We start from the raw sequence: 26,598 nt of genomic DNA on the forward strand, positions 1-26,598 counted from the left end.
TCAAGGCGCGTCGCATCCCATCCAGCTCCCGCGTGAGCTGGTGGACCGCGTGGTCGCGCTCGGTCGACAGGCCGGGGCCACCCCGTTCATGACGCTGCTCGCGGCCTGGCAGACGCTGCTCTCCCGCTACAGCCGCCAGGAGGACCTGCTCGTCGGCTCGCCCATCGCGGGGCGTCGTCATGGCGAGCTGGAGGGACTCGTTGGCTTCTTCGTCAACACGCTGGTGCTGCGCGCCCGCGTGCGTCCCGAGGAGTCCTTCCGCGCGCTGCTCGCCCAGGTGCGCGAGACGACGCTCGCGGCCTACGAGCACCAGGACCTGCCCTTCGAGCGCCTCGTCGAAGAGCTCCAACCCCAGCGTGACCTGGGCCGCGGCCCCGTGGTCCAGGTGGTGTTCGCGCTCCAGAACACGCCCACGCCGACGATGCGCGTGCCGGGCCTCACCCTGCGTCAGCTCGACGTGGACAACGACACGGCGCGCTTCGACCTTGGCCTCGTCCTGGTCGAGGAGGCCGATGGCCTGCGCGGCGTCATCGAGTACAGCACCGAGCTGTTCACCGCGCCCACCGTGGCGCGCCTCGCCCGCCACCTGCGCAACCTGCTCGAAGCGCTGGTCGCCGCTCCGGACCGGCCGCTCTGGACCCTGGACCTGCTGTCCGCCGACGAGCGCCACCAGCTGGTCACCGAGTGGAACGACACCACGCGGCCCTACCCTGCGGACACCACCTTCGTGGAGGGCTTCTCCCAACAGGCGAGCCAGCGTCCCCAGGCCATCGCCCTGGAGTCGGGCGACCAGCGGATGACCTACGGCGCGCTGGAGGCCCGGGCCAACCAGCTCGCGCACCTGCTCCGCTCGAAGGGCGTGGGGCCCGATGTGCTCGTGGCCGTGTGCCTGGAGCGCGGCTTCGACGTCGTGGTCTCCATCCTCGCCGTCATGAAGGCCGGAGGTGCCTACGTCCCGCTCGACGCGGCGTACCCGGTGCAGCGGCTCGCCTTCATGGTGGAGGACGCGCGGCCCTCGCTGCTGCTCACCTCGCGGGTGCTGGGCGACAAGCTGACCCTGCCGGACGCGGGGCCCGAGCGCCTGCTCGTCGAGGGACTGGAGCTGGAGTCGTGGCCGACCACGGCGCCGGTGTCTCACGCGGGCCCTCGCAACCTGGCCTACGTCATCTTCACCTCCGGCAGCACGGGGCGCCCCAAGGGCGTGGCCATCGAGAACCGGGGCTTGATGCGCCTGTGCTACTCGGAGCCCTACGCCCGCTTCGGCGCGAAGGAGACCAGCATCCTGCTGGCGCCCATCTCGTTCGACGGCTCCGTGCTCGAGGTCTGCCCGTCACTGCTCCACGGTGGCCGCGTGGTCCTCTTCCCGGCCGACGCGGTGCCCAGCGACCTGGACCGCCTGGGCGAGGTCATGGCGCGGCACGAGGTGTCCTTCTCGCACCTGCCCTCCGGCCTCTTCGCGCAGCTCGTGGAGCACCGCCCGGACATCCTGGCCCGGATGGGACAGCTCCACGTCGGCGGCGAGGTGCTCTCCGTGCCTCATGCGCACCGGGCGCTGGCCTCGCTGCGGGTGCCCATCATCAACGCGTACGGGCCGACGGAGTGCTCGGTCATCGCGACCAATTACGCGCTGACGGGGCCCATGCCGTCGGGGAGCTCGTTCCCCATCGGCACGCCCATCGACAACACCACGGCCTACGTCCTGGATGCCCGCATGCAACTGGCGCCCGTGGGAGTCCCGGGCGAGCTGTACCTGGGAGGCGTGGGGCTCGCGCGCGGCTACGTGTCGCGCCCGGACTTCACGGCCGAGCGCTTCGTCCCGCATCCGTTCAGCACCCAGCCCGGTGAGCGGCTCTACCGCACGGGCGACGTGGCGCGCTGGCGGCCCGAGGGCGTGCTGGAGTTCATCGGCCGCACCGACCATCAGGTGAAGATTCGCGGGTTCCGCATCGAGCTGTCCGAGGTGGAGGCCGCGCTGGCCGCCCAGCCCGCGGTGCACGAGTCCGTGGCCGTCGTCCGCGAGGACGTTCCGGGAGATCGTCGGCTCGTGGCCTACGTGTCGCCGCGAGAGGGCCAGTCGCTGGACACGACGGACCTGCGCGCGGGCCTGCGTCAGCGGCTGCCCGAGTACATGGTGCCGTCCATCATCGTCACCCTGCCCTCGCTGCCGCTGAGCACCACGGGCAAGGTGGACCGCAAGGCGCTGCCCAAGCCGGACGCCGCCTCCACGGGACGTCAGGGGCGCTTCGTCGAGCCGGCCAATCCGCTGGAGGAGCGCATCTCCGCCGTCTGGGCGCGGGAGCTGGGCACCGAGCGCGTCGGCGTGCATGACCACCTGTTCGAGGAGCTGGGTGGTACGTCGCTCTCCGTGGTGCGCATCGCGGCGCGCTTGCGCGAAGAGCTGGGTCAGTCGGTTCCCGTCGTGTGGCTGTTCGAGCACCCCACGGTCCAGGGGCTGGCGCGAGCCCTGGAGAAGCAGCGCGCGGAGGTGGCCGCGGCGACCGCGCCCCAGTCGGTGCCGGCGCTGGAGCGGCCGGTGTCACGTCCGTCGACGACGGGGGCCGTGGCCATCATCGGCATGGCGGGCCGGTTCCCCGGCGCGGGCTCGGTGGACGCGTTCTGGCGCAACCTGCGCGAGGGCGTCGAGTCCATCTCCCGGTTCAAGCCCGAGGAGCTGGAGCGCATGCCTGGCCTGCCCGAGGGCATCGAGCTGAGCCAGCACCCGGCGTTCGTCCCGGCCGGTGGTGTGTTGGAGGGCGCGGACCGGTTCGACCACGCGTTCTTCGACATGTCCCTGCGCGAGGCGCAGTGGTTGGATCCGCAGCAGCGCGTGTTCCTGCAGTCCGCGTGGACGGCGCTGGAGGACGCGGGCATCGACCCCGAGCGCTTCCCGGGCGCCATCTCGCTGTACGCGGGGGCCATCGACTCCGGCTACACGGAGGCGGTGCGGGCCACGGTGCCGTTGGACGGCGCCGCGCTGTTCGAGCTCTACGGCACCGCGACGCACGAGAGCCTGGCGACGAAGACGTCCTTCAAGCTGGGGCTCACGGGTGAGAGCGTCCTCATCCACACCGCGTGCTCCACGGGCCTCGTCGCCGTGCACCTGGCCTGCCAGAACCTGCTGGCGGGCATGTCCGACGTGGCGATGGCCGGCGCGACGCGCCTGTCGGTGCCGCAGCGCACCGGCTACGTGTACCAGGAAGGGATGATCCTCTCGCCGGACGGGCACTGCCGCTCGTTCGACGCGGCGGCTCAGGGCACCGTCTCCGGCAACGGCGTGGCCTGCATCGTCCTCAAGCGGCTGGAGGACGCGGAGCGGGATGGGGACTCCATCCACGCGGTGATTCGCGCGACGGCGACCAACAACGACGGGCGCGACAAGTCGGGCTTCACCGCGCCCAGCGTGCAGGGCCAGACGGCCGTCATCCGGCAGGCGCTCGCGCGCTCGGGCGTGAAGCCGGAGGAGATCGGCTACGTGGAGGCGCACGGCACGGCGACTCCGCTGGGCGACCCCATCGAGGTGACGGCGCTCCAGCGCGCCTACGGCCTGGGGCCCGAGCACAAGGGCACCATCGCCCTGGCTTCGCTCAAGTCCAACGTCGGCCACCTGGACACGGTGGCGGGCCTCGCGGGCCTCATCAAGGTGGCGCTGTCGCTGCGGCACGGAGAGGTCCCGCCGAGCCTGCACTTCGAGCGCCCCAACCCCCAGATTGATTTCGACGCCACCCCGTTCTTCGTCAACACCACCCTTCGGCCGTGGCCGAGGAGCGAGTCGCCGCGGCGTGCCGCGGTCAGCTCCTTCGGCATTGGTGGCACCAACGCCCACGCCGTGCTCGAGGAAGCTCCGATGTCTCCGAGTGGCTCCAGCTCACGCAAGCACCACCTGTTCGTCCTGTCGGCGCGCACGCCCGAGGCGCTGGACGCGGCCTCGAAGAACCTGGCCTCCCATGCGGAGGCCCAGGGTGACGCGCTGGCCGTGGCCGATGCGGCCTTCACGCTCGCCGTGGGCCGCAAGGGCTTCGAGCACCGGCGCGTCGTCGTGGCCCGCGACGCGGCCGAGCTGACCCGTCAGCTCCTCAAGCCCTTCACGCCCACGAAGCTCAAGGACCTGGAGGCCGCGCGCCGTCGCCGCGTGGCCTTCATCTTCCCGGGTCAGGGGACGCAGCAGCTCGGCATGGGGCGCGAGCTGCTCGACACGGAGCCGACGTTCCGCCGGCATCTGGAGTCGTGCCTGGCGCTGCTGGACGGGGAGCTGCGGGAGCGCGTGCGCACGCTCCTGACGTCGGGTCCTGGGCAGGAGTCGCGACACGCGTCGCTGCTCGCGGACACACGGGTGGCGTTGCCGGCGCTGTTCTCCGTCGAAGTGTCCCTCGCGTGGATGTGGATGGACTGGGGCCTGAAGCCGTATGCCGTCCTCGGGCACAGCTTCGGTGAGTACGCCGCGGCCTGCGTGGCGGGGGCGCTGTCGCTGGAGGACGCGCTGAAGCTCGCGGTGGTGCGGGGTGAGCTGATGCACCGCATGCCTCCGGGGGCGATGCTCGCGGTGGCGATGCCGGAGTCGCAGGTTCAGCCGCTCTTGTCCGGGAGGCTGTCACTGGCCGCCGTCAATGCGGCGGACCGCTGCGTCGTCGCGGGTCCGGTGGCGGAGGTGGAGGCGCTCCAGGAGACGTTGAAGGCGCGGGACGTGGGCGTGGTGCGGATGCCCGCGCCGCATGCGTTCCATTCGGCGGACGTGGAGCCGCTGATGCCGGAGCTGTCGCGCGTGGTGGCGTCGCTGACGCGCTCGGAGCCGACGCTGCGCTACGCGTCCAGCGTGACGGGCACGTGGGCGAAGCGCGGTGCACTGGCCGAGCCGCAGTACTGGGCGGACCAGATGCGTCAGCCCGTGTACTTCTCGGATGCGGTGGGGGCGCTGCTCGAGGATGGGTGCAGCGTGCTGCTGGAGGTGGGCCCCGGTCAGGACCTGACGCCGCTGGTGCGCGCGTCACTGGGCCAGGACAAGGACCGCGTGAAGGCGCTGGCGACGCTGCGTCGGAGCGCCTCCACGACGGAGGACGCGAGCCTGCTGGCGTCCGTGGGTGAGCTGTGGACGCAGGGCGTGGAGGTGGACTGGTCCGCCTTCTTCGCGCACGAGCAGAGGCGCCGGCTGCATTTGCCCACGTATCCGTTCCAGGAGAAGCGAGTCTGGGTGGATGCGAAGCCGGGCGCGCAGACAGTGCCCGCGATGGTGGCCCAGCAGCCCGTGCAGCTCCGTGCCGCCTCGGGGGCGCCGCTCCCCGTCGCGGAGACGCAGGCCGTGACGACCCTGTCGCCCGGGATGGAGCCGCAACGTCCTACGTCGCCGAGCCTCGTACCATCGGCTGCCGCGTCGCCAGGCTTCGCGTCGCCTGCTGCGTCGACGGGTTTCGGGCCGCCGGCTTCGTCGACCGGCTTCGGGGCGCCTGCCTCGACCAGTCTCGGGTCGCCTTCTGCGACGGGCGTCACGCCGTCTTCTGCGTCGACGGGCCTCGGGTTGGCCGCGTCGACGGGTTTCGGGTTGGCTGCGCCGACGGATCTCGGGTCGCCAGCGTCTACGGGCTTCGCGCCGCCTGTCGCGACCGGCGTCACGCCGCCTGCTGCGGCGACGGGTTTCGGATCGCCTGCATCGACGGGCATCGCGCCGCAGTTGCCTCCGGTGGTTGCGCCAGCGATGACGTCGCTGCGCGCGGTTCCGGTGGCCCCCGCTGAGCCTCCCCCTTCGATTCAGGAGCCCGAGCCAGTCGCCCCGGTGCGTGAAGACGCGCCTCGGGGGCCCATCGAGGAGCGGCTCGCGGGTCTGTGGCGCGAGCGCCTGGGCCTGGAGTTCGTCGGCCGTGAGGACGACTTCCTGGAGATCGGCGGCAACTCGCTGATGGCGGCGCAGCTGCTCAACCAGGTCCGTGAAGCCTTCGGCGTCCAGCTCCCCCTGGCCGCGTTGTTCGAGGCCCCCACGGTGGCGGGCATCGCCCAGCGCATCGAGCCGCTGTTGCGACAGGCCCCCGCCGCGGCGCCGACACGCGAACTCCCGCTGGTTCCGCTGCCTCGCACGGGCGAGCTGCCGCTCTCCTACGTGCAGGAGCGCGTGTGGCGTCTGGAGCAGCACCTGCCCGGCCTGTCCGCGTACAACATCCCCTTCGTGCTGCGGCTCGAGGGAGACCTGGACCCGGCCACGCTGGAGCGCGCCGTCCAGGAGATCGTCCGTCGGCACGAGGCCCTGCGCACCACGTACGACGTGGTGGATGGCCGTCCCGTGCAGCGCTTCCACGAGAACGTGCGCATCCCCCTGCCCATCGTCGACGTCGCCGGGGACACGCCCGCCCGTCGCGAGGATGAGGCGATGCGGCTGGCCCGCGAGGAGGCGATGCTGCCGTTCGACCTGGTGACGGGCCCCGTCATCCGGACCGTCCTGCTGCGCCTGGAGCCGAAGCACCACCTGCTCCTGGGCAGCATCCACCACGTCGTCTGCGACACGCTGTCCACCGCGCTCTTCATCAACGAGCTGATGCAGCTCTACGGCGCCTTCAAGCAGGGCCGCCCGTCGCCCCTCCCTCCCCTCCCCATCCAGTACGCGGACTTCGGCGCCTGGCAGCGCACCGGCATCCTCGAAGGCCGCTTCCCCGAGCAGGAGTCCTGGTGGCGTCAGCGACTCGCTGGCATGCCCAAGCAGCTCGACGTCCCCACGGACCGCAAGCGTCCGGCGAGCTGCCCGCTCACCTCCGTGCGCCTGCCCGTGGAGTTCCCACGTGCCCTGGCCCGCGAGCTGGGCGCGTTCGGCAAGCGCGAAGGCTACACATCGTACATGCTGGTGCTCGCCGCGTGGCAGACGCTGCTGCACCGCTACAGCGGGCAGACGGACATCATCGTCGGCACGCCCATCGGCAACCGCACCCGGCCGGAGCTGCTGCCGCTCATCGGCTACGTGGCGCACTCGGCGGCGTTCCGCACGAGCTTCGCGGATGACCCGACGTTCCGGGACCTGCTCAACCGCGTGAAGCAGGAGCTCAACGAGGTCCAGTCCCGTCCGGACGTTCCCTACGAGTACCTGGTCGAAGCGCTCATCCCGGGCAAGGACATCGGCCGGGGCCGCATGGCCGACACCGTCTTCGTCTTCCACAGCGGCATCAGCGGCGGCGCCGCGGCCCTGGAGATGACGGGCGTGCGCGGCTCCATCGTCGAGGTCCCGGACGGTCCGGTGCAGTGGGGCACCACCCTGTCGGACCTGACGCTCGTGCTGGGTGACGAGTCCGGCCGGGTCCACGGCGCGCTCGAGTACGCGACGGAGCTGTTCGACGCGAGCACCGCGCAGGGCCTGGTCGACCATCTGCACGTGCTGCTCGCGTCCGCGATGGCCCGGCCCGACGAGCGGGTCTCCCGACTGCCACTCGTCACCGAGGCCGAGCGCTCCGCGTGGCCCGCGCCACGCCCCACGCAGGTCATCACCTCCATCCCGGCACAGCTCGCCGAGCGGGCGAAGCGGGATTCCAACGCCGTGGCCGCGCTCGTCGGTGAGAAGTCCTGGACCTGGGCGGAGCTGTCCCGTCGCGCGGCGAGCGTCTCCGCGAGACTGCGCGCCAGCGGCTTGAAGAGCGGTGCGACCGTCGCGGTCTGCCTGCCCCCTTCCCCTGACAAGCTGGCGGTCCTCTGGGGTGTGCTCGACGCGGGTGGCGCGGTCGTGGCCCTGGGCGCCACGGACCTGGGGCGACTGTCGACCTATGCGTCCCAGGATGCCGCGACGCCCCTGCTCATCACGTGGCGTGGTGTCGTCACATCCTCCAAGCTGGACGCCTCGCGCGTGCTGTACGTGGAGGAACTGGAGACCACCGCATCGGTGAACCCGAGCGTGACTCGCGCGGAGGCCCCCGCGTGGCTGTTGCCCTCGGGGACGAACCAGCCCGCGTGGACGCTGGACCACCACGCGCTGGCGGACCTGTTCACCGCGATGGATGCGCGGTTGCGTCCGTCGGAGGGCGGCACCTGGCTGGCGGCGCTCGACACGTCGACCGAGCGGCCGGAGCTGGAGATGCTCTGGGCGCTCTCGCGTGGCCTGCGCGTGGCCTTCCCCTCCGAGGCCGTGACGGCCCGGCTTGTCCGACTCCAGGGCGGCGGTCCGCGCACCCAGGCGATGGACATGAGCCTCATCTACTTCGCCAACGATGAGGACTCGCTCACGGGGCCGAAGTACGAACTGCTCATCGAGGGCTCGAAGTTCGCGGACGCGCATGACTTCTCCGCGGTGTGGACGCCGGAGCGGCACTTCCACTCGTTCGGCGGTCTGTACCCGCAGCCGGCCGTGGTGGCCGCGGCCATCGCCACCGTCACCAAGAACCTGAAGCTGCGCTCCGGCAGCGTCGTGCTCCCGCTGCACGACCCGATGCAGGTCGCCGAGCAGTGGTCCGTGGTGGACAACCTCTCCGGCGGCCGCGTGGGCCTGTCGGTGGCCACGGGCTGGCACGTGGCGGACTTCTCCTTCGCCCCGGCGAACTTCGAGGACCGCCGCAACGTCCTGATGAGGCACCTGGAGACGCTGCGCTCGCTCTGGCGGGGCGAGAAGCAGAAGCGCGTGGGCGGCGGCGGCGTGACGGTGGAGGTGGCCCTGCGTCCGAAGCCCGTGCAGCGCGAGCTGCCCGTGTGGCTCACGGCCGTGGGCAACCCGGAGACCTTCCGTCTGGCCGGCGAGGTGGGCGCGGGCGTGCTAACGGGCCTGCTCGCGCAGTCCATCGACGATCTGAAGTGGAAGGTCGCGATGTACCGCGAGGCGTGGCGCCGCAACGGTCATCCGGGCCGTGGCCACATCACGGTGATGCTGCACGCGTTCATCGGTGACGACGAGCAGGAGGTGCTGCGCACGGTGCGAAAGCCGCTGCTCGGCTACTTCCGCAGCTCGGCCGAAATCACCGCGTCGCTGCTGGCGGCCCAGGGCCACCAGGGGGAGATCGACAAGGTCTCCGAGGAGGACATCAACACGCTCCTGGAGCACACCTTCGAGCACCACGCGAAGGGCACGGGCCTCATCGGCACCGTGGAGAGCGGGTTCAAGCGCCTGCTCGATGTCCGGGAGGCGGACGTGGACGAGGTGGCCGCGCTCATCGACTTCGGTCTGGACACGCCCATCGTCCTGAAGGGCCTGGAGAAGCTGGCGGTGCTCCGCCAGAAGCTGGTGCAGGAGGCCGCGTCCCGTCAGGAGCAGGTCGTGGTCGAAGGCGACCAGGGCGTGAGCGAGGTGCTGGAGCTGGCGCGTCGCTCCGGCCAGGTGTTGCTGCACACGTCGGCGCGACTGGCCCGCACGTTGACCGAGCTGCCCGGTGCCCGCGAGGCGCTGAGCCCCGTGGGAGCGCTGGTGCTCGATGGGGCCTCGGCCGAGCTGGCCACGGCGCTCGCGAAGAGCTCCGGGCTCCAGGTCCTGCTCGCGGGTGCGCCACGTGAGGGCGCGCTGTTGCCGCGTGCTCCCGATGAGCGCGTGCCAGCGGGGCTGCGCCCATGGATCCTCGACACCGCGGGGTTGCCTGTGCCCGTGGGCGTCGTCGGGGAGCTGGCGCTGGAGGGCGCGGGTCTTCCCTCCGGATTGTGGCGCTCCGAGGAAGAGGAGCGTCGTCGACTGGTGGCGCATCCGAAGGGCGCGTCGTCCCAGCTGTTCCGCACGGGACGCCACGCGCGACTGCGCGCGGATGGTCGCCTGGAGCCGGTCAACGTCCCGGTGCCCAAGGCCCCTGCCCCGGTCGCCAAGGCCCCGCCGCCCGTGCGGACCGAGGCTCGCCCTGTCGCCGCGCCCGCCGGGATTCCACGCGCGCGCAGGGACAAGCCGCTGCCGCTGTCGTTCGCGCAGCAGCGCCTCTGGTACCTCCAGCAGTTGGACCCCACGAGCACGGCGTACAACAACAGCTCCAGCTTCCGGCTGGTGGGCCCGTTGGACACCGCCGCGCTCCAGCGTGCGCTCGACGAGCTGATGCGTCGTCACGAGGTGATGCGGACCACGTACCAGCTCACCGAGACGGGGGCGACGCAGGTGGTCCAGCCTGCGACCGGGCTGCCGATGCCGCTGGAGGACGTGCCCGGCGAGACGCCCGAGGCCCGTGAAGCCGCGATGCTTCGCCGCTGCGAGGAACAAGGCGCCTGGGTGTTCGACCTGGCGCGCGGCCCGGTCATCCGCGCCGTGCTGCTGCGCATGGGGCCACAGGACCATGTGCTCAACCTGGTCATGCACCACGTCATCTCCGACGCGTGGTGCTCGCTGGTGCTCGCGCGCGAGATGTCCGTGCTCTACGCCTGCTACAACGCGGGCATCGAGTCGCCGTTGCCCGAGCTGCCCGTGCAGTACGCGGACTACGCGGTCTGGCAGCGTGAGTACCTGGAAGGCGTGGTGCTGGACGGGCAGCTCCGCTGGTGGAAGGAGCAGCTCCTCGGAGTCCCCGCGCTGGAGCTGCCCACGGACCGGCCGCGTCCGGCGGTGCAGTCCTACGACGGTGGGAGCCTGCGCTTCGTGGTGGGCCGCGAGGTGGCGGAGCCGCTGCTCGCCCTGGGCCGCAAGGAAGGCGCGACATCCTTCATGGTGATGCTGGCGCTCTACCAGGCGCTCCTGGGTCGTCACGCGGGCCAGGACGACTTCGCCATCGGCATCCCCATCGCGGGTCGTACGCAGCCCGAGACGGAGGGGTTGATCGGCTGCTTCGTCAACACGTTGGCGATGCGCACCCAGCTCACCGAGGCCCCGACGTTCCGTGAGCTGTTGGGCCGGGTGAAGAAGCAGTCCCTGGGCGCGTTCTCCCGGCAGGATGCGCCGTTCGAGCGGCTCATCGAGCTGCTCCAGACGCCGAGGGACCAGAGCCGCACGCCGGTCTTCCAGGTCGTCCTCAACGTCATCAACACGCCGCCCGCGGAGACGTCGCACCAGACGCTCAAGCTGAGCCAGCTGGATGTCGCCACCGGGACGTCGAAGTTCGACCTGAGCTTCGAGGTCGTCGAAGGCCAGGGCGAGCTCCACTGCCGCTTCGAGTACGCGGCGAAGCTGTTCGACGAGTCCACGATGAAGCGCCTGGTCGAGCACCTCTCCGTGCTCGCGCGCGCCGTCGTCGCTTCTCCAGACCTCCCGGTGCAGCGCCTGCCGCTGATGGGTGAGGCGGAGCGGCAGCAGGTGCTGGTGGGGTTCCAGGGACGCACGGAGGCGTACCCGAAGGAGGCGACGCTGCATGCGCTCATCGAGGCGCAGGTGCGACGCACGCCGGAGGCGGAGGCGGTTCGCTTCGAGGGAAGCACCCTCACCTACGCGCAGCTGGATGCTCGGGCGAACCAGTTGGCCCACCACCTGCGCACGCTGGGAGCCAAGCCCGGGGTGCTGGTGGGGGTGTGCCTGGAGCGCTCGCTGGAGTTGGTGGTGGCGCTACTGGGCGTCCTCAAGTCGGGAGCGGCCTACGTGCCGCTGGACCCGGCATACCCGAGGGAGCGCCTGGCGGGGATGTTGGAGGACGCGGACGCGCCTGTCCTCGTCACGCAGGAGAAGCTGAAGTCGGTGCTGCCCGCGCACGGCTCGCGAGTGGTGAGCCTGGACACGGAGTGGGCCACGGTGGCCCGTCAGCCTGCGACGGCACCCACTCCGGTGGGAGGCGCGGACTCACTGGCGTACGTCATCTTCACGTCCGGCTCGACGGGCCGTCCGAAGGGGGCGATGAACGCGCACGCGGGCATCGTCAACCGACTCATGTGGATGCAGCAGGAGTACGGGCTGACGGCAGCGGACACGGTGGTGCAGAAGACACCGTTCAGCTTCGACGTGTCGGTGTGGGAGTTCTTCTGGCCGCTGCTGACGGGGGCGAGGTTGGTGGTGGCGAAGCCGGGAGGGCACCAGGACCCGGCGTACCTGGCGAAGCTGCTGCGGGACGAGCGAGTGACGACGGTGCACTTCGTGCCGTCGATGCTGCGGGCCTTCCTGGAGGAGCCGGGCATTGAAGGGCTGAGCCACCTGCGGCGGGTGGTGTGCAGCGGCGAGGCGCTGACGGCGGACCTGGTGGCGAAGACGCACGCGCGGCTGCCGTCTGGAGCAGAGGTGCACAACCTCTACGGCCCGACGGAGGCGGCGGTGGACGTCTCGTACTTCCACTGCGCGCGAGGCACTCCGCGCACGAGCATTCCGATCGGGCGTCCGGTGGCGAACACGCGGCTGTACGTGCTGGACGCGCAGGGCCAGCCGACGCCGGTGGGAGTGCCCGGAGAGCTCTTCATCGGCGGCGTGCAGGTAGGCCTGGGGTATTGGCGCCGGCCGCAGCTGACGGCGGAGCGCTTCGTGCCGGACGTGTACTCGCAGGTGCCCGAGGCGCGGCTGTACCGCACCGGGGACGTGGCGAGGTGGCTGGCGGACGGGACGCTGGAGTACCTGGGCCGCTCGGACTTCCAGGTGAAGCTCAGAGGCTTCCGGATTGAATTGGGAGACATCGAGGCGGCGCTGCTGTCACACGCCTCGGTGCGAGAGGCCGTGGTCCTCGTGCGCGAGGACTCCCCGGGCGACCAGCGCCTCGTCGCCTATGTCACGGGTGACGCCGAGCCGCTGACCGCGTCGCTGCTCAAGACGCACCTCCAGTCTCGGCTGCCCGAGTACATGGTGCCCTCGACCTTCACGCACCTGGGCGTGCTCCCGCTGACGCCCAGCGGCAAGGTGGACCGCAAGGCCCTGCCCGCGCCGGAGGCCCCTGTTGTCCAGCCCGGCCGATACGTCGCACCTCGGACGCCCGTGGAGGAGACGCTCGCCACGCTCTTCGCGCAGGTCCTCGGCGTGGAGCGCGTCGGGATTCACGATGGGTTCTTCGAGATGGGCGGTCACTCGCTGCTCGCGACCCAGGTCGTGGTCCGCGTCCGGGGTGCGCTCGGGCTGGAGCTGCCGCTGCGCACCCTGTTCGAGGCACCCACCGTCGCCGCGCTCGCGGAGCGGCTGGATGCCCGTCGTCCGGGTGCGGAGCTGCCGCCGATGGTCCGCGTGGACCGGACGAAGCCCATCCCGCTCTCGTTCGCGCAGCAGCGACTGTGGCTCATCAGCCAGTTCGCGGGCGCGGTCAGCGCCTACAACATCCCGCTGGCCCTGAAGCTCGAGGGCGCGCTGGACCTCTCCGCGCTCCAGCGTGGCTTCGACGCGCTGATGGAGCGCCACGAGGCGATGCGCACCACCTTCCGCGCGGACGGTGACACGCCCGTCCAGGTCATCCACCCGGCCTTCCCCCTGCCCTTCCAGTTCGTGGACCTCACGTCGCTCACGAACGCGAAGGAGCGCGAGGCGGAGACCGTCCGACTCGCACTCGAAGAGGCACGGCGCCCGTTCGACCTGCTGAGCGGCCCGCTGGCCCGCGCGCTCCTGTTGAAGCTGGGCGAACAGGAGCACGCGCTGGTGCTCAACATGCACCACATCGTCTCGGACGGCTGGTCCACGGGGGTGTTGGTCCGTGAGATGGCCGCGCTCTACGCGGCGTTCCATGACGAGCGTCCCTCGCCGCTGCCGGCGCTCCCCGTGCAGTACGCGGACTTCGCCGTCTGGCAGCGCGACTGGCTCCAGGGGCCGGTCCTGGAGGAGCAGGTCGGCTACTGGCGCAAGAAGCTCGAGGGCGCGCCGTCGCACCTCGACCTCCCGACGGACAAGCCGCGCCCCGCGCAGCAGTCCTTCCATGGGGCCGCGGCGCTGATGCACCTGCCGCTGCCGCTCACCGAGGCGCTGGAGACCTTCGCCCGTCGCGAGGGCGCCACGCCGTTCATGGTGCTGCTCGCGGCCTTCCAGGTCCTCCTGCAGCGGCACTCCGGGCAGGACGACATCCTGGTGGGCTCGCCCATCGCCGGACGTCGACTGGCCGAGTCCGAGGCCCTCATCGGCTACTTCGCGAACACGCTCGTCCTGCGCTCCCGCATCCGGGGGCAGGACTCGTTCCGCGCGCTGCTCGCCCAGGTGCGGGACACCACGCTGGAGGCGTTCGAGCACCAGGACGTGCCCTTCGAGAAGCTGGTGGAGGAGCTGCACCCGGCCCGTGACGCCAGCCGCACGCCGCTGTTCCAGGTCTCCTTCACGCTGCACAACGCCCCGCTGCCGGCGCTGTCCCTGCCCGGCCTGACGCTGCGGCCGATGGACCACCACCACGGGGTCATCCGCTTCGACATGGAGCTGTCCTTCCATCGCGAGGAGACGGGCTTCCGTGGCGGCATCAACTACGCCACGTCCCTCTTCGACCACGACACCGTGGCCGCCATGGCGAGCCACCTGCGCGTGCTGCTCGAAGAGGTCATCGCCTCGCCGGACGTCCCGCTCGCCCAGGTCTCCATGCTCACCCGCGAGGAGCGCAACCGGGTGCTGGTGGAGTGGAACGACACCGCGACGAAGACGCCGCGTCCCCCGTCGATTCACGACGCCTTCGCGAAGCAGGCGGAGCGCACGCCCCAGGCCATCGCCCTCACGCACGCGGAGGGCCAGCTCACCTACGCCGAGCTGCGCGCCCGCGCCAACCAGGTCGCGCACCACCTGCACGTGATGGGCGTGCGTCCCGGTGGCCGCGTGGGTCTGTGCGTGGAGCGCTCCCCGGAGCTCATCATCGGCATGCTGGGCATCCTCCAGGCGGGCGCGGCCTACGTGCCCCTGGAGCCGAGCTACCCCACGGAGCGCCTCACGTGGATCATCCGTGAGTCCGGAGTCAGCATCCTCCTGACCCAGGAGCACCTCGCGGACGAGCTGCCCGAGCTGGGCTGCCTGCCCGTCCTGCTGGACGCGGAGTGGCGCGCCATCTCAAGGCAGCCGACGAGCGCTCCCGTCGTCTCCGTGGGCGAGGAGGACCTGGCCTACGTGATGTTCACGTCGGGCAGCACGGGCCAGCCCAAGGGCGTCTGCGTTCCCCACCGTGGTGTGCTGCGACTGGTGCGCGACAACACGTTCATGCGCTTCGGGCCGGACGAGGTCTTCCTCCAGCTCGCGCCCGTGGCGTTCGATGCCTCCACGCTGGAGGTCTGGGGCGCGCTGCTCAACGGCGGACGGTTGGTCCTCGCGCCTCCGAAGGCGCAGTCCATCGAGTCGCTGGGCGCGCTGCTGAAGAGCTCGGGAGTCACCGCGCTGTGGCTGACGGCGGCCCTCTTCGACCAGGTCGTCCAGCACCAGGGCCAGGCGCTGGCGGGAGTGCGCCAGGTGCTCGCGGGTGGCGACGTGCTGCCCGTGCAGCGCGTGACGGAGCACCTGTCGCGAATCGGGCCGGACGCGGTGTTCATCAACGGCTACGGCCCCACGGAGAACACCACGTTCTCCGCCACGCACACGCTGCGGGCCGGGGACACGGTGGACCGCTCGGTGCCCATCGGCCGTCCGCTGTCGAGCTCCACGGCCTACGTGCTGGACGCCGCGTTCCAGCCCGTGCCGCCGGGAGTCACCGGTGAGCTGTTCGTCGGAGGCGACGGCCTGGCCTGGGGCTACCTCAACCGCCCGGACCTGACGGCCGAGCGCTTCGTGCCGCACCCGTACGCCTCGACGCCGGGAGCCCGCCTGTACCGCACGGGCGACAAGGCGCGCTGGCGCGCGGACGGCACGCTCGAGTTCATGGGCCGCGTCGACTTCCAGGTGAAGATCCGCGGCTTCCGCATCGAGCCCGGCGAGGTCGAGGAGACGCTGCGCCGCTTCGCCGGCCTGCGGGACGTCGTCGTGGTGGCCCGCGAGGACATCCCGGGCGACAAGCGACTGGTGGCCTACGTCGTCCCGGAGACCGCGGGAGTGGACGTGGGCGCGGTGAAGACCTTCGTCCAGCGTCAGCTCCCCGAGTACATGGTGCCGTCGGCCATCGTGGAGCTGGCCGCCCTGCCCCTGTCGTCCAACGGCAAGGTGGACCGCAAGGCCCTGCCGGCCCCGGAGGCCCCTGTCTCCAAGGACCCGGCCGAGAACGCCCCGCGCACGCCCCTGGAGACGCAGCTGGCGGCCATCTGGGCGGAGGTGCTCCACCACGACTCGGTGGGCATCCACGATGACTTCTTCGAGCTGGGCGGCCACTCGCTCCTGGCCACGCAGGTGGTGTCTCGCATCCGGGCCACGCTCGGCGTCGAGCTGCCCCTGGGTGAGCTGTTCGGCGCGTCCACGGTGGCAAAGCTCGCGGAGCGCCTGGCCAACGCCACGGTGGCGAAGGCCCCGGCCCTGACGCGCGTGCCGCGCACGACGGACCTGCCGTTGTCCTTCGCGCAGCAGCGACTCTGGTTCATCGACCAGCTGGAGCCCGGGTCCACGCTCTACAACAACCCGTTCCCGCTGCGGCTGGAGGGCACGCTGGATGAGCGGGCCCTGCGGCGCACCTTCGACGAGCTGGTGCGGCGTCACGAGTCGCTGCGCACCACGTTCCGCGCGGAGGGAGGCCAGGCGGTCCAGAAGATCCACCCGGCCACCTTCGTGCCCGTGCAGAAGGTGGACCTGTCGCGCATCGACGAGGAGGACCTCCGGATGGCGGAGGCCCTGCGGCTGTCGAACGAGGAGGCGCGTCGCCCGTTCGACCTCTCGCGCGGGCCGCTGCTGCGCACGCTGCTCATCAAGCTGCGTCCGCAGGACCACATCCTGCTGCTCCACGTGCACCACATCGTGTCGGACGGCTGGTCGCTCGGCGTGTTCGTGCGGGAGCTGACGTCGCTCTACGAGGCGTTCCGCAAGGGGCTGCCCTCGCCGCTGCCGGAGCTGGCCGTGCAGTACGCCGACTACGCCGTGTGGCAGCGCTCGTGGCTGCGCGGCGCGACGCTCGAGGCGCAGGTCGGCTGGTGGAAGCAGCAACTGGAGGGCGCGCCGTACGCGCTGGACGTGCCCACGGACAAGCCGCGCCCGGCGGTGTTCACCCACAAGGGCGCCGTGCTGGACCTGGTCATCCCGCTGAAGCTCAGCCAGGCGCTGGAGTCGCTGGCCCAGAAGGAAGGCGCCACGCCGTTCATGGTGCTGATGGCCGCGTTCCAGACGCTGCTGCACCGGTACTCGGGCCAGGACGACATCCTGGTGGGCTCGCCCATCGCGAACCGCAACGTGGCGGACACGGAGGTGCTCATCGGCTTCTTCGTGAACACGCTGGTGCTGCGCGCGCGCTTCACGCCGAAGATGTGCTTCCGCGAGCTGCTGGCCCAGGTGCGCGAGCGGACGCTCGGCGCCTACGAGCACCAGGGCGTCCCGTTCGAGAAGATCGTCGAGGAGCTCCAGCCCACGCGCGACGCGAGCCGCACGCCGCTGTTCCAGGCGATGTTCACGCTCCAGAACGCGCCGCTGCCGGAGATCGTCCTGCCGGAGCTGTCCGTGGGGCCCCACCCCATCGACTCCACCAACCTGGCCATGTTCGAGCTGGGGCTGGACCTGACGCGCGCGCCGGAGGGCTTCTCCGGAGGCTTCACGTACAGCACGGACCTGTTCGAGCGCGCGACGATGGAGCGCTTCGCCGAGCACCTGCTCGTGCTGCTGCGAGGCATCGTCGCGAACCCGGGCACTCCGCTGGAGGAGCTGCCGCTGCTGCCTCCCGAGGAGCGCAAGCAGCTGCTGCTGGAGTGGACGGGTGAGCGCGAGCCCCTGCCCGCGGACGCGCGCATCCACGCGCTCCTCGAGGAGCAGGTGCTGCGCACGCCGGACGTCATCGCGGTGGTGTCCGGTGAGGACTCGGTCACCTACCGTGAGCTGGACACGCGGGCCACGCGGCTGGCGTGGCGCCTGCGCGAGCTGGGCGTCGGGCTGGAGACGCGGGTGGCGGTGTGCGTGGAGCGCTCGGTGGAGCAACTCGTCGCGCTCCTCGGCGTGCTGAAGGCCGGTGGTGCCTACGTGCCGCTGGACCCGGAGTACCCGGCGGAGCGGCTGAGCTTCATGCTGGAGGACAGCGGCGCGCGCGTGGTGGTGGCACGCGGGCAGGTCCGCGAGAAGCTGGGCGACACCACGGACCGCGTCTACCTGGACGTGGACGCCGTGCCCGAGACGGGGGACGTCGCTCCGCTCTCCGTGGTGGTGCCTCCGGAGGCGGCGGCCTACGTGCTCTACACGTCGGGTTCGACGGGTCGGCCCAAGGGCGTCGTGGTGCAGCACCGCTCGCTGGTGAACTTCACCCGCGCGGCCTGGAAGACGTACCCCGTGGAGCTGGGGGACCGCGTGCTCCAGTTCGCCTCCATCAGCTGGGACACCAGCGCGGAGGAGATCTATCCGTGCCTCACGCGAGGCGGGACGCTGGTGCTGCGCACGCCGGACATGCTCGACGTGCCGGAGGTCTTCCTGGCGCGGTGCGAGGCCGCGGGGGTGACGCAGCTCAACCTGCCCACGGCCTTCTGGCACGAGGTGACGGCGAGCCTGGAGGAAGGCCGCGCGAAGCTGCCCTCGAAGCTCAAGTGGGTGGTGATTGGCGGAGAGCGCGCCGCGCCGGAGCGGGTCGCCGCGTGGCGTCGCACGGTGGGCTCCGCCCTGCCCCTGCGCAACACCTACGGACTGACGGAGGTGACGGCGGTGGCCACGGCGGTGGACCTGATGGCGTCCCCGGCCGAGGCGTTCGAGAGCGCCCAGGAGGTGCCCATCGGCCGGCCGCTGACCAACGTGACGACGTACGTGCTGGACAGCGCGTTCATGCCGACGCCCACGGGCGTGGTGGGTGAGCTGTTCATCGGCGGTGAGGGCGTCGCGCGTGGCTACCTCGGCCGGCCGGACCTGACGGCGGAGCGCTTCATCCCGAGCCCCTTCGGCGAGGGCGAGCGGCTCTACCGCACCGGTGACAAGGCGCGCTGGCGACGTGACGGCGGCCTGGAGTACCTGGGGCGCGGCGACACGCAGGTGAAGGTGCGCGGCATCCGCATCGAGCTGGGAGAAGTCGAGGCCGCGCTGCGCGCTCGCTCGGAGGTCCGTGACGCGGTGGTGCTGGCGCGCGAGGACCCGCCGGGCGACAAGCGCCTGGTGGCGTACGTGGTGCCGACGGAAGTGAAGGAGGGCCTGGATCCGACCCTGGACATCCTGGGCCTCCATGACCACCTGCGGCAGCACCTGCCCGGGTACATGGTGCCCGCGGCCTTCGTGCCGCTGGCCGCCCTGCCCCTCACGCCCAACGGCAAGGTGGACCGCAAGGCGCTGACCGCGCCGGATGCGAACTTGCACCGGGTCAGCCGCCAGCATGAGCCTCCCGCGACGCCGCTGGAGGGACGACTGGCCGAGCTGTGGCGGGAGCTGTTGAACGTCCCCACCGTGGGTCGTCGCGACAACTTCTTCGAGCTGGGGGGCCACTCGTTGATGGCCACGCGGCTGGTGGCTCGAGTCCGAGAGGACTTCAAGGTAGACCTGGGCCTGCGGACCTTCTTCGAGGCTCCTACGTTGGCGGGGCTCGCCGAGCGCATCTCCGGCGCCACCTGGGGGGACACTCTCCCCGACCTCGGTGTGGACCGCGGTGATGGGCCGCTGCCGCTGTCCTTCGCGCAGCAGCGCCTGTGGTTCCTGGACCAGCTCCAGCCAGGGATGGCGATCTACAACATGCCCGTGGCGCTGCGCCTGTCGGGACGCGTGGAGCGCGCCGCGTTCCATCGCGCCGTCGACGAGCTGGTGCGTCGTCACGAGTCCCTGCGCACCACGTTCGAGACCGTGGGGGGTGAGCCTCGACAGGTCATCCACCCCGCGCAGCCCGGCAACCTCCGGGTGGTGGACCTGTCCCGCGTCTCGGCGGACGAGCGGATGGAGGAGGCCTACCGGCTGGCGCGCGAGGACTCGGTCACCCCGTTCGACCTGCGCACGGGGCCCCTGCTGCGAATCACGTTGCTCGTGCTGGATGCCAAGGAGCACGCGCTGCTCGTGTGCATGCATCACAGCATCTCGGACGGCTGGTCGCAGGCCGTGCTGGTGCGTGAGCTCGTCCAGCTCTACGAGGCGTTCAGGAGCGGTCGTCCGTCGCCGTTGCCGGAGCTGCCGGTGCAGTACGCGGACTACGCCTTGTGGCAGCGGCAGTGGCTCCAGGGAGAGACGCTCCGGAAGCAGCTCGATTGGTGGAGCCAGCAGCTCGCCGGAGCCCCGGGGGCGCTGGACCTGCACACCGACAAGCCGCGTCCCGCGGTGCTCTCGCACCAGGGCACCACGGTGCCCGTGAGCGTGTCCCCCTCGCTCAGTCAGGCGCTGGAGGCGCTGGCGCGCCGTGAAGGCGTCACGCCCTTCATGGTGTGGATGGCGGCGTACCAGGCGCTGCTGCACCGGTACTCGGGGCAGGATGACCTGCTGGTGGGCACGCCCATCGCGGGTCGGCGTCACGCCAGGACGGAGGGCCTCATCGGCTTCTTCGTCAACACGCTGGTGATGCGCGCGAGCTTCACGCCGACGCTCACGTTCCGGCGCCTGTTGGCGCAGGTGCGCGACTCCACGCTCGGGGCCTACGAGCACCAGGATGTCCCCTTCGAGCGGCTGGTCGAGGAGCTGCAACCCACGCGCGACCTGAGTCGCACGCCGTTGTTCCAGGCGCTCTTCGCCCTCCAGAACATGCCGGGCGCGGAGCTGACGTTGCCGGAGCTCTCGCTCAAGGGCGTGGAGGTCGAGTCCACCGTCAGTCGCTTCGAGCTGGAGCTGGCCCTGGTCCGCACGCCAGCGGGTTACCAAGGGGCCCTCAGCTTCAGCACGGACCTGTTCGAGCGCTCCACCGCCGAGCGGATGGTGACGCACCTGCTGCGCCTCGTGGAGGAGGCTGTCGCCAAGGCGGACGCGCCGTTGTCCTCCCTGTCCCTGATGGACGCGACGGAGCGTCAGCGCATCCTCGTGGACTGGAACGACACGACGGCCGACTACCCGTCGGAGTCCACCCTGCCCGCCCTGTTTTCCGAGCAGGCCCGTCGCACGCCCGAGGCGATTGCCCTCCAGTTCGAGGGCCAGCGCCTCACCTACGCGGAGTTGGAAGCCCGGTCGGGTCAGCTCGCCCGGCATCTGTTGTCGCTGGGCCTGGGCCGTGAGCCGCGCATCGCGGTGCTGATTCCTCGTGGGCTGGAGCTGTACGTGGCGCTGCTCGGCATCCTCAAGGCCGGTGGCTGCTACGTCCCCCTCGACGCCGCGCATCCCCAGGCGCGCATCGCGTTCATGCTCGAGGACTCGGGTGTGGCGGGTGTGCTCACGGTGAGCGCGCTGGGAGCCTTGCTGCCCTCGGGCTCGTGGCCCGTGGTGATGCTCGACACCGAGTGGGAGCGAATCTCCCGCCAGTCGACGGAGGCTCCGTTCGTGCCGATGAGCTCGGACAACCTCGCGTACGTCACGTACACGTCCGGCTCCACGGGGACGCCCAAGGGCGTGGCCATCACCCACCGCGGGGTGCTGCGGCTGGTCTCGGGCGTGGGCTTCGCGTCCCGCGAGCCGGGCGAGGTCATCCTCCAGGTGGCGCCGCTGACGTTCGACCCGACGGCGCTCGAGGTCTGGAGCGCGCTGCTCACGGGCGCTCGGCTCGCGGTGTACCCGCCGACGACCCCGGAGGTCTCCGAGCTCGCGCGCGTCATCGACGAGCACCGCGTCACCACGGCGCTCCTGGCCACCGCGCTCTTCGATGTCATGCAGCAGCACGAGCCGGCCGCGCTGTCCCGGCTGCCCCGCCTGTGGGTTGGCGGAGACGTGCTGCCCCTGCCCACGGCGCGGGAGCGACTGGCCAAGGGGGGCTCGCTCGTCAACGCGTATGGCCCGACGGAGGTCACCGTCGTCACCACGCAGCACGTGCTGCCCGCGGGCGCGTCCATCGACACGGCCGTCCCGATCGGACGCCCGATTCCGAATACACGGGTGTACGTGCTGGATGCGTCGCTGCATCCCGTGCCCGTGGGCATCCCCGGTGAGCTGTTCATCGGCGGCCCGGGCCTCGCGCGTGGCTACCAGGGCCGACCCGCGCTCACCGCCGAGCGCTTCGTGCCGGACCCCTTCTCCACCACGCCCGGCGAGCGCCTCTACCGTACCGGGGACAAGGTCTGCTGGGCCGAGGACGGCGCGCTGCGCTTCCTCGGGCGCATCGATCTCCAGGTGAAGGTGCGCGGCTTCCGCATCGAGCTGGGCGAGATTGAAGCCTCCCTCCGTGCGCACCCCGAGGTCCGCGAGGCGGCGGTCGTCGTCCGCGAGGACGTGCCCGGAGACAAGCGCCTGGTGGCCTACGTCGCCACGGCTGACGGCCACGCGCCGAAGGGAGAGGACCCGAAGGCGTGGCTGCGGCAGCGGCTGCCCGAGTACATGGTGCCCGCGCACGTCGTGTTCCTGTCCGCGCTGCCCCAGTCGACGCACGGCAAGGTGGACCGCAAGGCGCTGCCGAAGCCGGACGCCTCGGGGCTGGACACCGGCAAGGCCCACGAAGCCCCGGCGACCCCGGCCGAGCAGCGCCTGGCCGAGCTGTGGAAGGAGCTGCTCCAGGTGTCCCGCGTGGGACGTCACGACAGCTTCTTCGAGCTGGGTGGCCACTCCCTGCTGGCCACGCGGCTGGTGGCGCGCATCCGTGACGAGCTGGGACAGGAACTGGGCGTTCGCGTCCTGTTCGAGTCGCCCACGCTGTCCTCGCTCGCGGCGCGCCTCCAGCAGGGCCTGCCCGAGGAGCAAGGGGTGACGGTGCTGCCGCCGCTCGTCGCCGCGCCGAGGAACGGGCCGCTCCCGCTGTCCTTCGCGCAGCAGCGCCTGTGGTTCCTGGACCAGCTCCAGCCGGGCAGCGCGCTCTACAACATCCCCTATGCACTCAAGCTGACGGGCGAGGTGGACCTGTCGTCGCTCCAACGCGCCTTCGATGCGCTGGTTCAGCGTCACGAGTCCTTGCGCACGACGTTCCGCATGGAGGGGGGGGAGCCGCGACAGGTCATCCACGCGCCGGCGCCTCGGCCGTTCGCGATGGTGGACCTGCGCGCGTCGTCACCGGAGCAGCGCGAGGCCGAAGCGCGACGCGTCATCAGCGAGGACGCGGTGCGCCCGTTCGACCTGTCCACCGGTCCCCTGCTCCGCGTCACGGTGATGCGGCTGTCGTCGACGGAGCAGGTGCTGCTGGTGTGCATGCACCACATCATCTCGGACGGCTGGTCCATCGGTGTGCTGGTGCGTGAGCTGACGATGCTCTACACGGCCTTCCAGCAAGGTGGGGCCGTGGAGCTGCCGGTGCTGCCGGTGCAGTACGCCGACTACGCCGTGTGGCAGCGAGGCTGGCTCCAGGGCGGCGCCCTGCGTGCACAGCTCGACTGGTGGAAGCAGCACCTCGACGGGGCCGCGCCCGCGCTGGAGATGCCCACCGACAAGCCTCGTCCGGCCGTGCCTTCGTCCAACGGCGCGCTGGTGCCGGTGTGGCTGCCGGCCGTGCTGAGTGACGCGGTGGACGTGGCGACGCAGCGCGAGCGCGTCACCCCGTTCATGCTGTTCCTCGCCGTCTATCAGGCCCTGCTCCAGCGCTACTCGGGCCAGGAGGACGTCGTCGTGGGCTCGCCCATCGCGGGCCGGCGTCACGCGCAGACGGAGGGACTGCTGGGCGTCTTCATCAACACGCTGGCGCTGAGGGCCCGCTTCACGCCGGAGCTGACGTTCAGGGGCCTCCTGTCCCAGGTCCGTGACGCGACGCTCGGGGCCTTCGAGCACCAGGACCTCCCCTTCGAGCGACTGGTGGAGGAGCTCCAGCCCGCGAGGGACCTGGGCCGCACGCCCTTGTTCCAGGCGATGTTCGTGCTGCAGAACGCGCCGTCGCCCGGGGTGTCGCTGTCGGGCCTGACGCTCGAGGCGATGGACGTGGAGCTGGCTTCGACGAAGTTCGAGCTCAACCTCCACCTGTTCCGGGCGCCCGACGGCTACCGGGGCGGGCTCTTCATCAGCACGGACCTGTTCGAGCCCTCCACCGGCGAGCGACTGGTGCGTCACTTCCAGCAACTCCTGGAGCGCGCGCTGGCGAACCCGGATGCGCCGCTCGCGACGCTCCCGCTCCTCACGGACGCGGAGCGACAGCGTGTCCTCGTGACGGAGTCCGCGCCCGTGTCGCCGGGGCTCCCGTTCCATCGGGTCTTCGAGCAGCACGCGGCGCGCACCCCTGAAGCGCCGGCGCTCCGCTGCGAGGAGCAGGAGTGGACGTACCGTCGGCTCGATGAACGGGCGAACCAGCTCGCGCACCACCTGCGCTCGTTGGGCGTGGGCCCGGATGTCCCCGTGGCCCTGTGCCTGGAGCGAGGCGTGGAGCTCATCGCCGCGCTGCTGGCGGTCCTCAAGGCGGGCGGAGCCTACATCCCGCTGGAGCCGTCACAGCCGGCCGCGCGCCTGCGTGCGCTCGTGGAGGAGGTCTCCGCGCCCGTCGTGGTGACGGCATCCGCCCATGAGTCGGCCTTCGAGGGACTGTCCCTCCACCGCGTGCGCGTGGACACGGACGCGGTTGTGCTCGAGAAGCAGTCCACCGAGGCGCCGAAGGTCGAGGTCCGCGCCGAGCACCTGGCCTACGTGCTCTTCACGTCGGGCAGCACGGGTCGACCGAAGGGCGTGGCGGTGTCGCACGGCGCGCTCATGAGCTACGTGAACGCGGTCATCGACCGGATCGCGCTGACGGAGTGCAAGAGCTTCGCGCTGGTCTCGACGTTCGCCGCGGACCTGGGCAACACGGTGCTGTTCCCCGCGCTCGTCACGGGCGGACTGCTGCACGTGCTGACGCAGGAACGCGCGCGCAGCCCCGAAGGCATGGCCGAGTACTTCCAGCGCCACGCCGTGGACTGCATGAAGATCGTCCCGTCCCACCTCGCGGCGCTGCTCACGGGGGGCGAGACGGGGACCATCGTGCCGCGCAAGCGACTGGTCCTCGGTGGAGAGTCCTCGTCGTGGGCATTGCTGGAGCGGGTGCATGCCCTCGCGCCCGAGTGCCAGGTCTTCAATCACTACGGCCCCACGGAGACCACGGTGGGAGTCCTCGCGGGGCGGGTGGAGCTGCCGCCCGGTGACAGGGCTCCGGCGCAGGTGCCGCTCGGTCATCCGCTGGGACAGACGCGCCTCTACATCCTCGACGCGAGCCTCCAGCCCGTGCCCGTGGGTGTGCCGGGTGAGCTGTACGTCGGAGGCCCGCAGGTGGCGCGGGGCTACCTCGGCCGCCCGGAGCTGACGGCGGAGCGCTTCCTCGCGGACCCGTTCAGCAAGGCACCCGAGGCGCGGATGTACCGCACGGGAGACCGGGTCCGGTGGCTCGAGGATGGCCGCGTGGAGTTCATCGGCCGCGTGGACTTCCAGGTGAAGGTGCGTGGCTTCCGCGTGGAGCCGGGCGAAATCGCCACGGTGCTGCGCGGCCATGACTCCCTGCGAGACGCCATCGTCGTGGCGCGAGGAGACGGCGCGGACCGGAAGCTCGTGGCCTACGTCGTGGCCTCGTCGTCCGTCGCTCCGGATGTCCTCTCGCTGAGGACGTGGCTCCAGCAGCGCCTGCCCGAGTACATGGTGCCCTCTGCGTTCGTCACCCTCCCCGCCCTGCCGCTGACTCTCAACGGCAAGGTGGACACCAGGGCCCTGCCGGAGCCGACGCTCGAGGCCTCCGGCCCCCAGGAGGTGCTCCCGCCCAGGACGCCGCTCGAGCTTCAGCTGGTCCGTGTCTGGGAGGACGTGCTCGGGTTCGTCCCATCGGTGTCCGCTCCAGCTTCTTCGAGCTGGGCGGCCACTCGCTGCTCGCCGTGCGCATGATGTCCGCGGTGAGCGAGGCAGTGGGCCGACCGGTGCCGCTGGCCGCGCTGTTCCAGGCGCCCACGGTGGAGCAGCTCGCCGTGTTGCTGCGCGACGGGGCCACGATGACGGGCACCTCGCCGGTGGTCCCCTTCGGCGCCCTGCGTCCGGGCGGGAAGACGCCGTTCTTCTGCGTGCACCCCGTGGGCGGCAACGTCCTCTGCTACGCGGAGCTGGCGCGTCGGCTGGGGACGGAGCGCCCGTTCGTGGGCCTCCAGGCCCAGGGCGTCAATGGTGAGGCCACGCCGCGAGGCACCGTCGAGGAGATGGCGACGGCCTACGTGGACGCGATGCGGAAGGTCCAACCGTCCGGCCCGTATCTGTTGGGCGGCTGGTCGCTCGGCGGCGTCATCGCCTACGAGATGGCGCGGCAGCTCCGTGAGCAGGGCCAGCGGGTGGAGCTGCTCGCGCTCATCGACGCGTACGCCCCGGGCGCGGTGAAGGCCCCGGAGCCCTCGGAGATGGACCGGCTCCAGGTCATCGGCATGTTCGTCCAGGACCTGCTCGGCGCCTCGTTGGCCCACGTCGAGCTGGACCTGGAGGCGCTCGCGGCGATGTCTCCGGACGCGGTGCTCGAACACCTGCGTGTCGAGGGCGAGCGCGCCGGAGTCCTGCCCCTCGGGACGGCCCCCCGGCAGCTCCAGTCACTGCTCCAGGTGTTCGAGTCGAACCTGAAGGCCGCGCGGCGCTACGTCCCCCGGCCGACCCAGGAGCGCGTGGTGCTGCTCAAGGCCACCGAGCATGACGCCGAGCTGCCCGCGGATGGCGGCTGGTCCACGCTCGTCGGCGCCGGATTGGAGCGGCACCCCGTGGTCGGCAGCCACTACGGCGTGCTCCGTGAGCCGGGCGTCCAGGCGCTGTCCGAGCGCCTGCGTGAGGCGATGAAGCACCTGCCCTGAGCGGCTGCTTCACCCAGGTGGCTGCTGTCCTCGAACCTCGAAGGTCCGAGGCGGCAGCCACCC

The 26,598-nt window shown here is 71.2% G+C and carries 2 protein-coding genes (1 of these 2 cut by a window edge); both read left to right on the forward strand.

Annotated features, from left to right (window positions below; genetic code table 11):
- Positions 1-25,597 carry the 3' portion of a non-ribosomal peptide synthase/polyketide synthase gene (locus OWM54_RS41975; protein WP_267700953.1) on the forward strand. 16,985 nt of this gene lie to the left of the window's left edge, so 25,597 of the gene's 42,582 nt are visible here — the last part of the coding sequence; its start codon lies beyond the left edge, outside the window; it ends in the stop codon at positions 25,595-25,597.
- On the forward strand, positions 25,594-26,535 hold the full coding sequence (locus tag OWM54_RS41980; protein WP_324289196.1) for an alpha/beta fold hydrolase: 942 nt from the start codon (positions 25,594-25,596) through the stop codon (positions 26,533-26,535). Before OWM54_RS41975 ends, OWM54_RS41980 begins: the two co-directional genes overlap by 4 nt.
- Positions 26,536-26,598 lie beyond the last annotated feature (63 nt).

The organism is Myxococcus sp. MISCRS1 (genome assembly GCF_026626605.1).
GTDB lineage: Bacteria > Myxococcota > Myxococcia > Myxococcales > Myxococcaceae > Myxococcus > Myxococcus fulvus.

What these genes read in the sequence shown, in the direction of transcription:
- OWM54_RS41980 (WP_324289196.1), top strand. Translation starts at nt 25,594, where the DNA reads ATGATGTCCGCGGTGAGCGAGGCAGTGGGCCGACCGGTGCCGCTGGCC.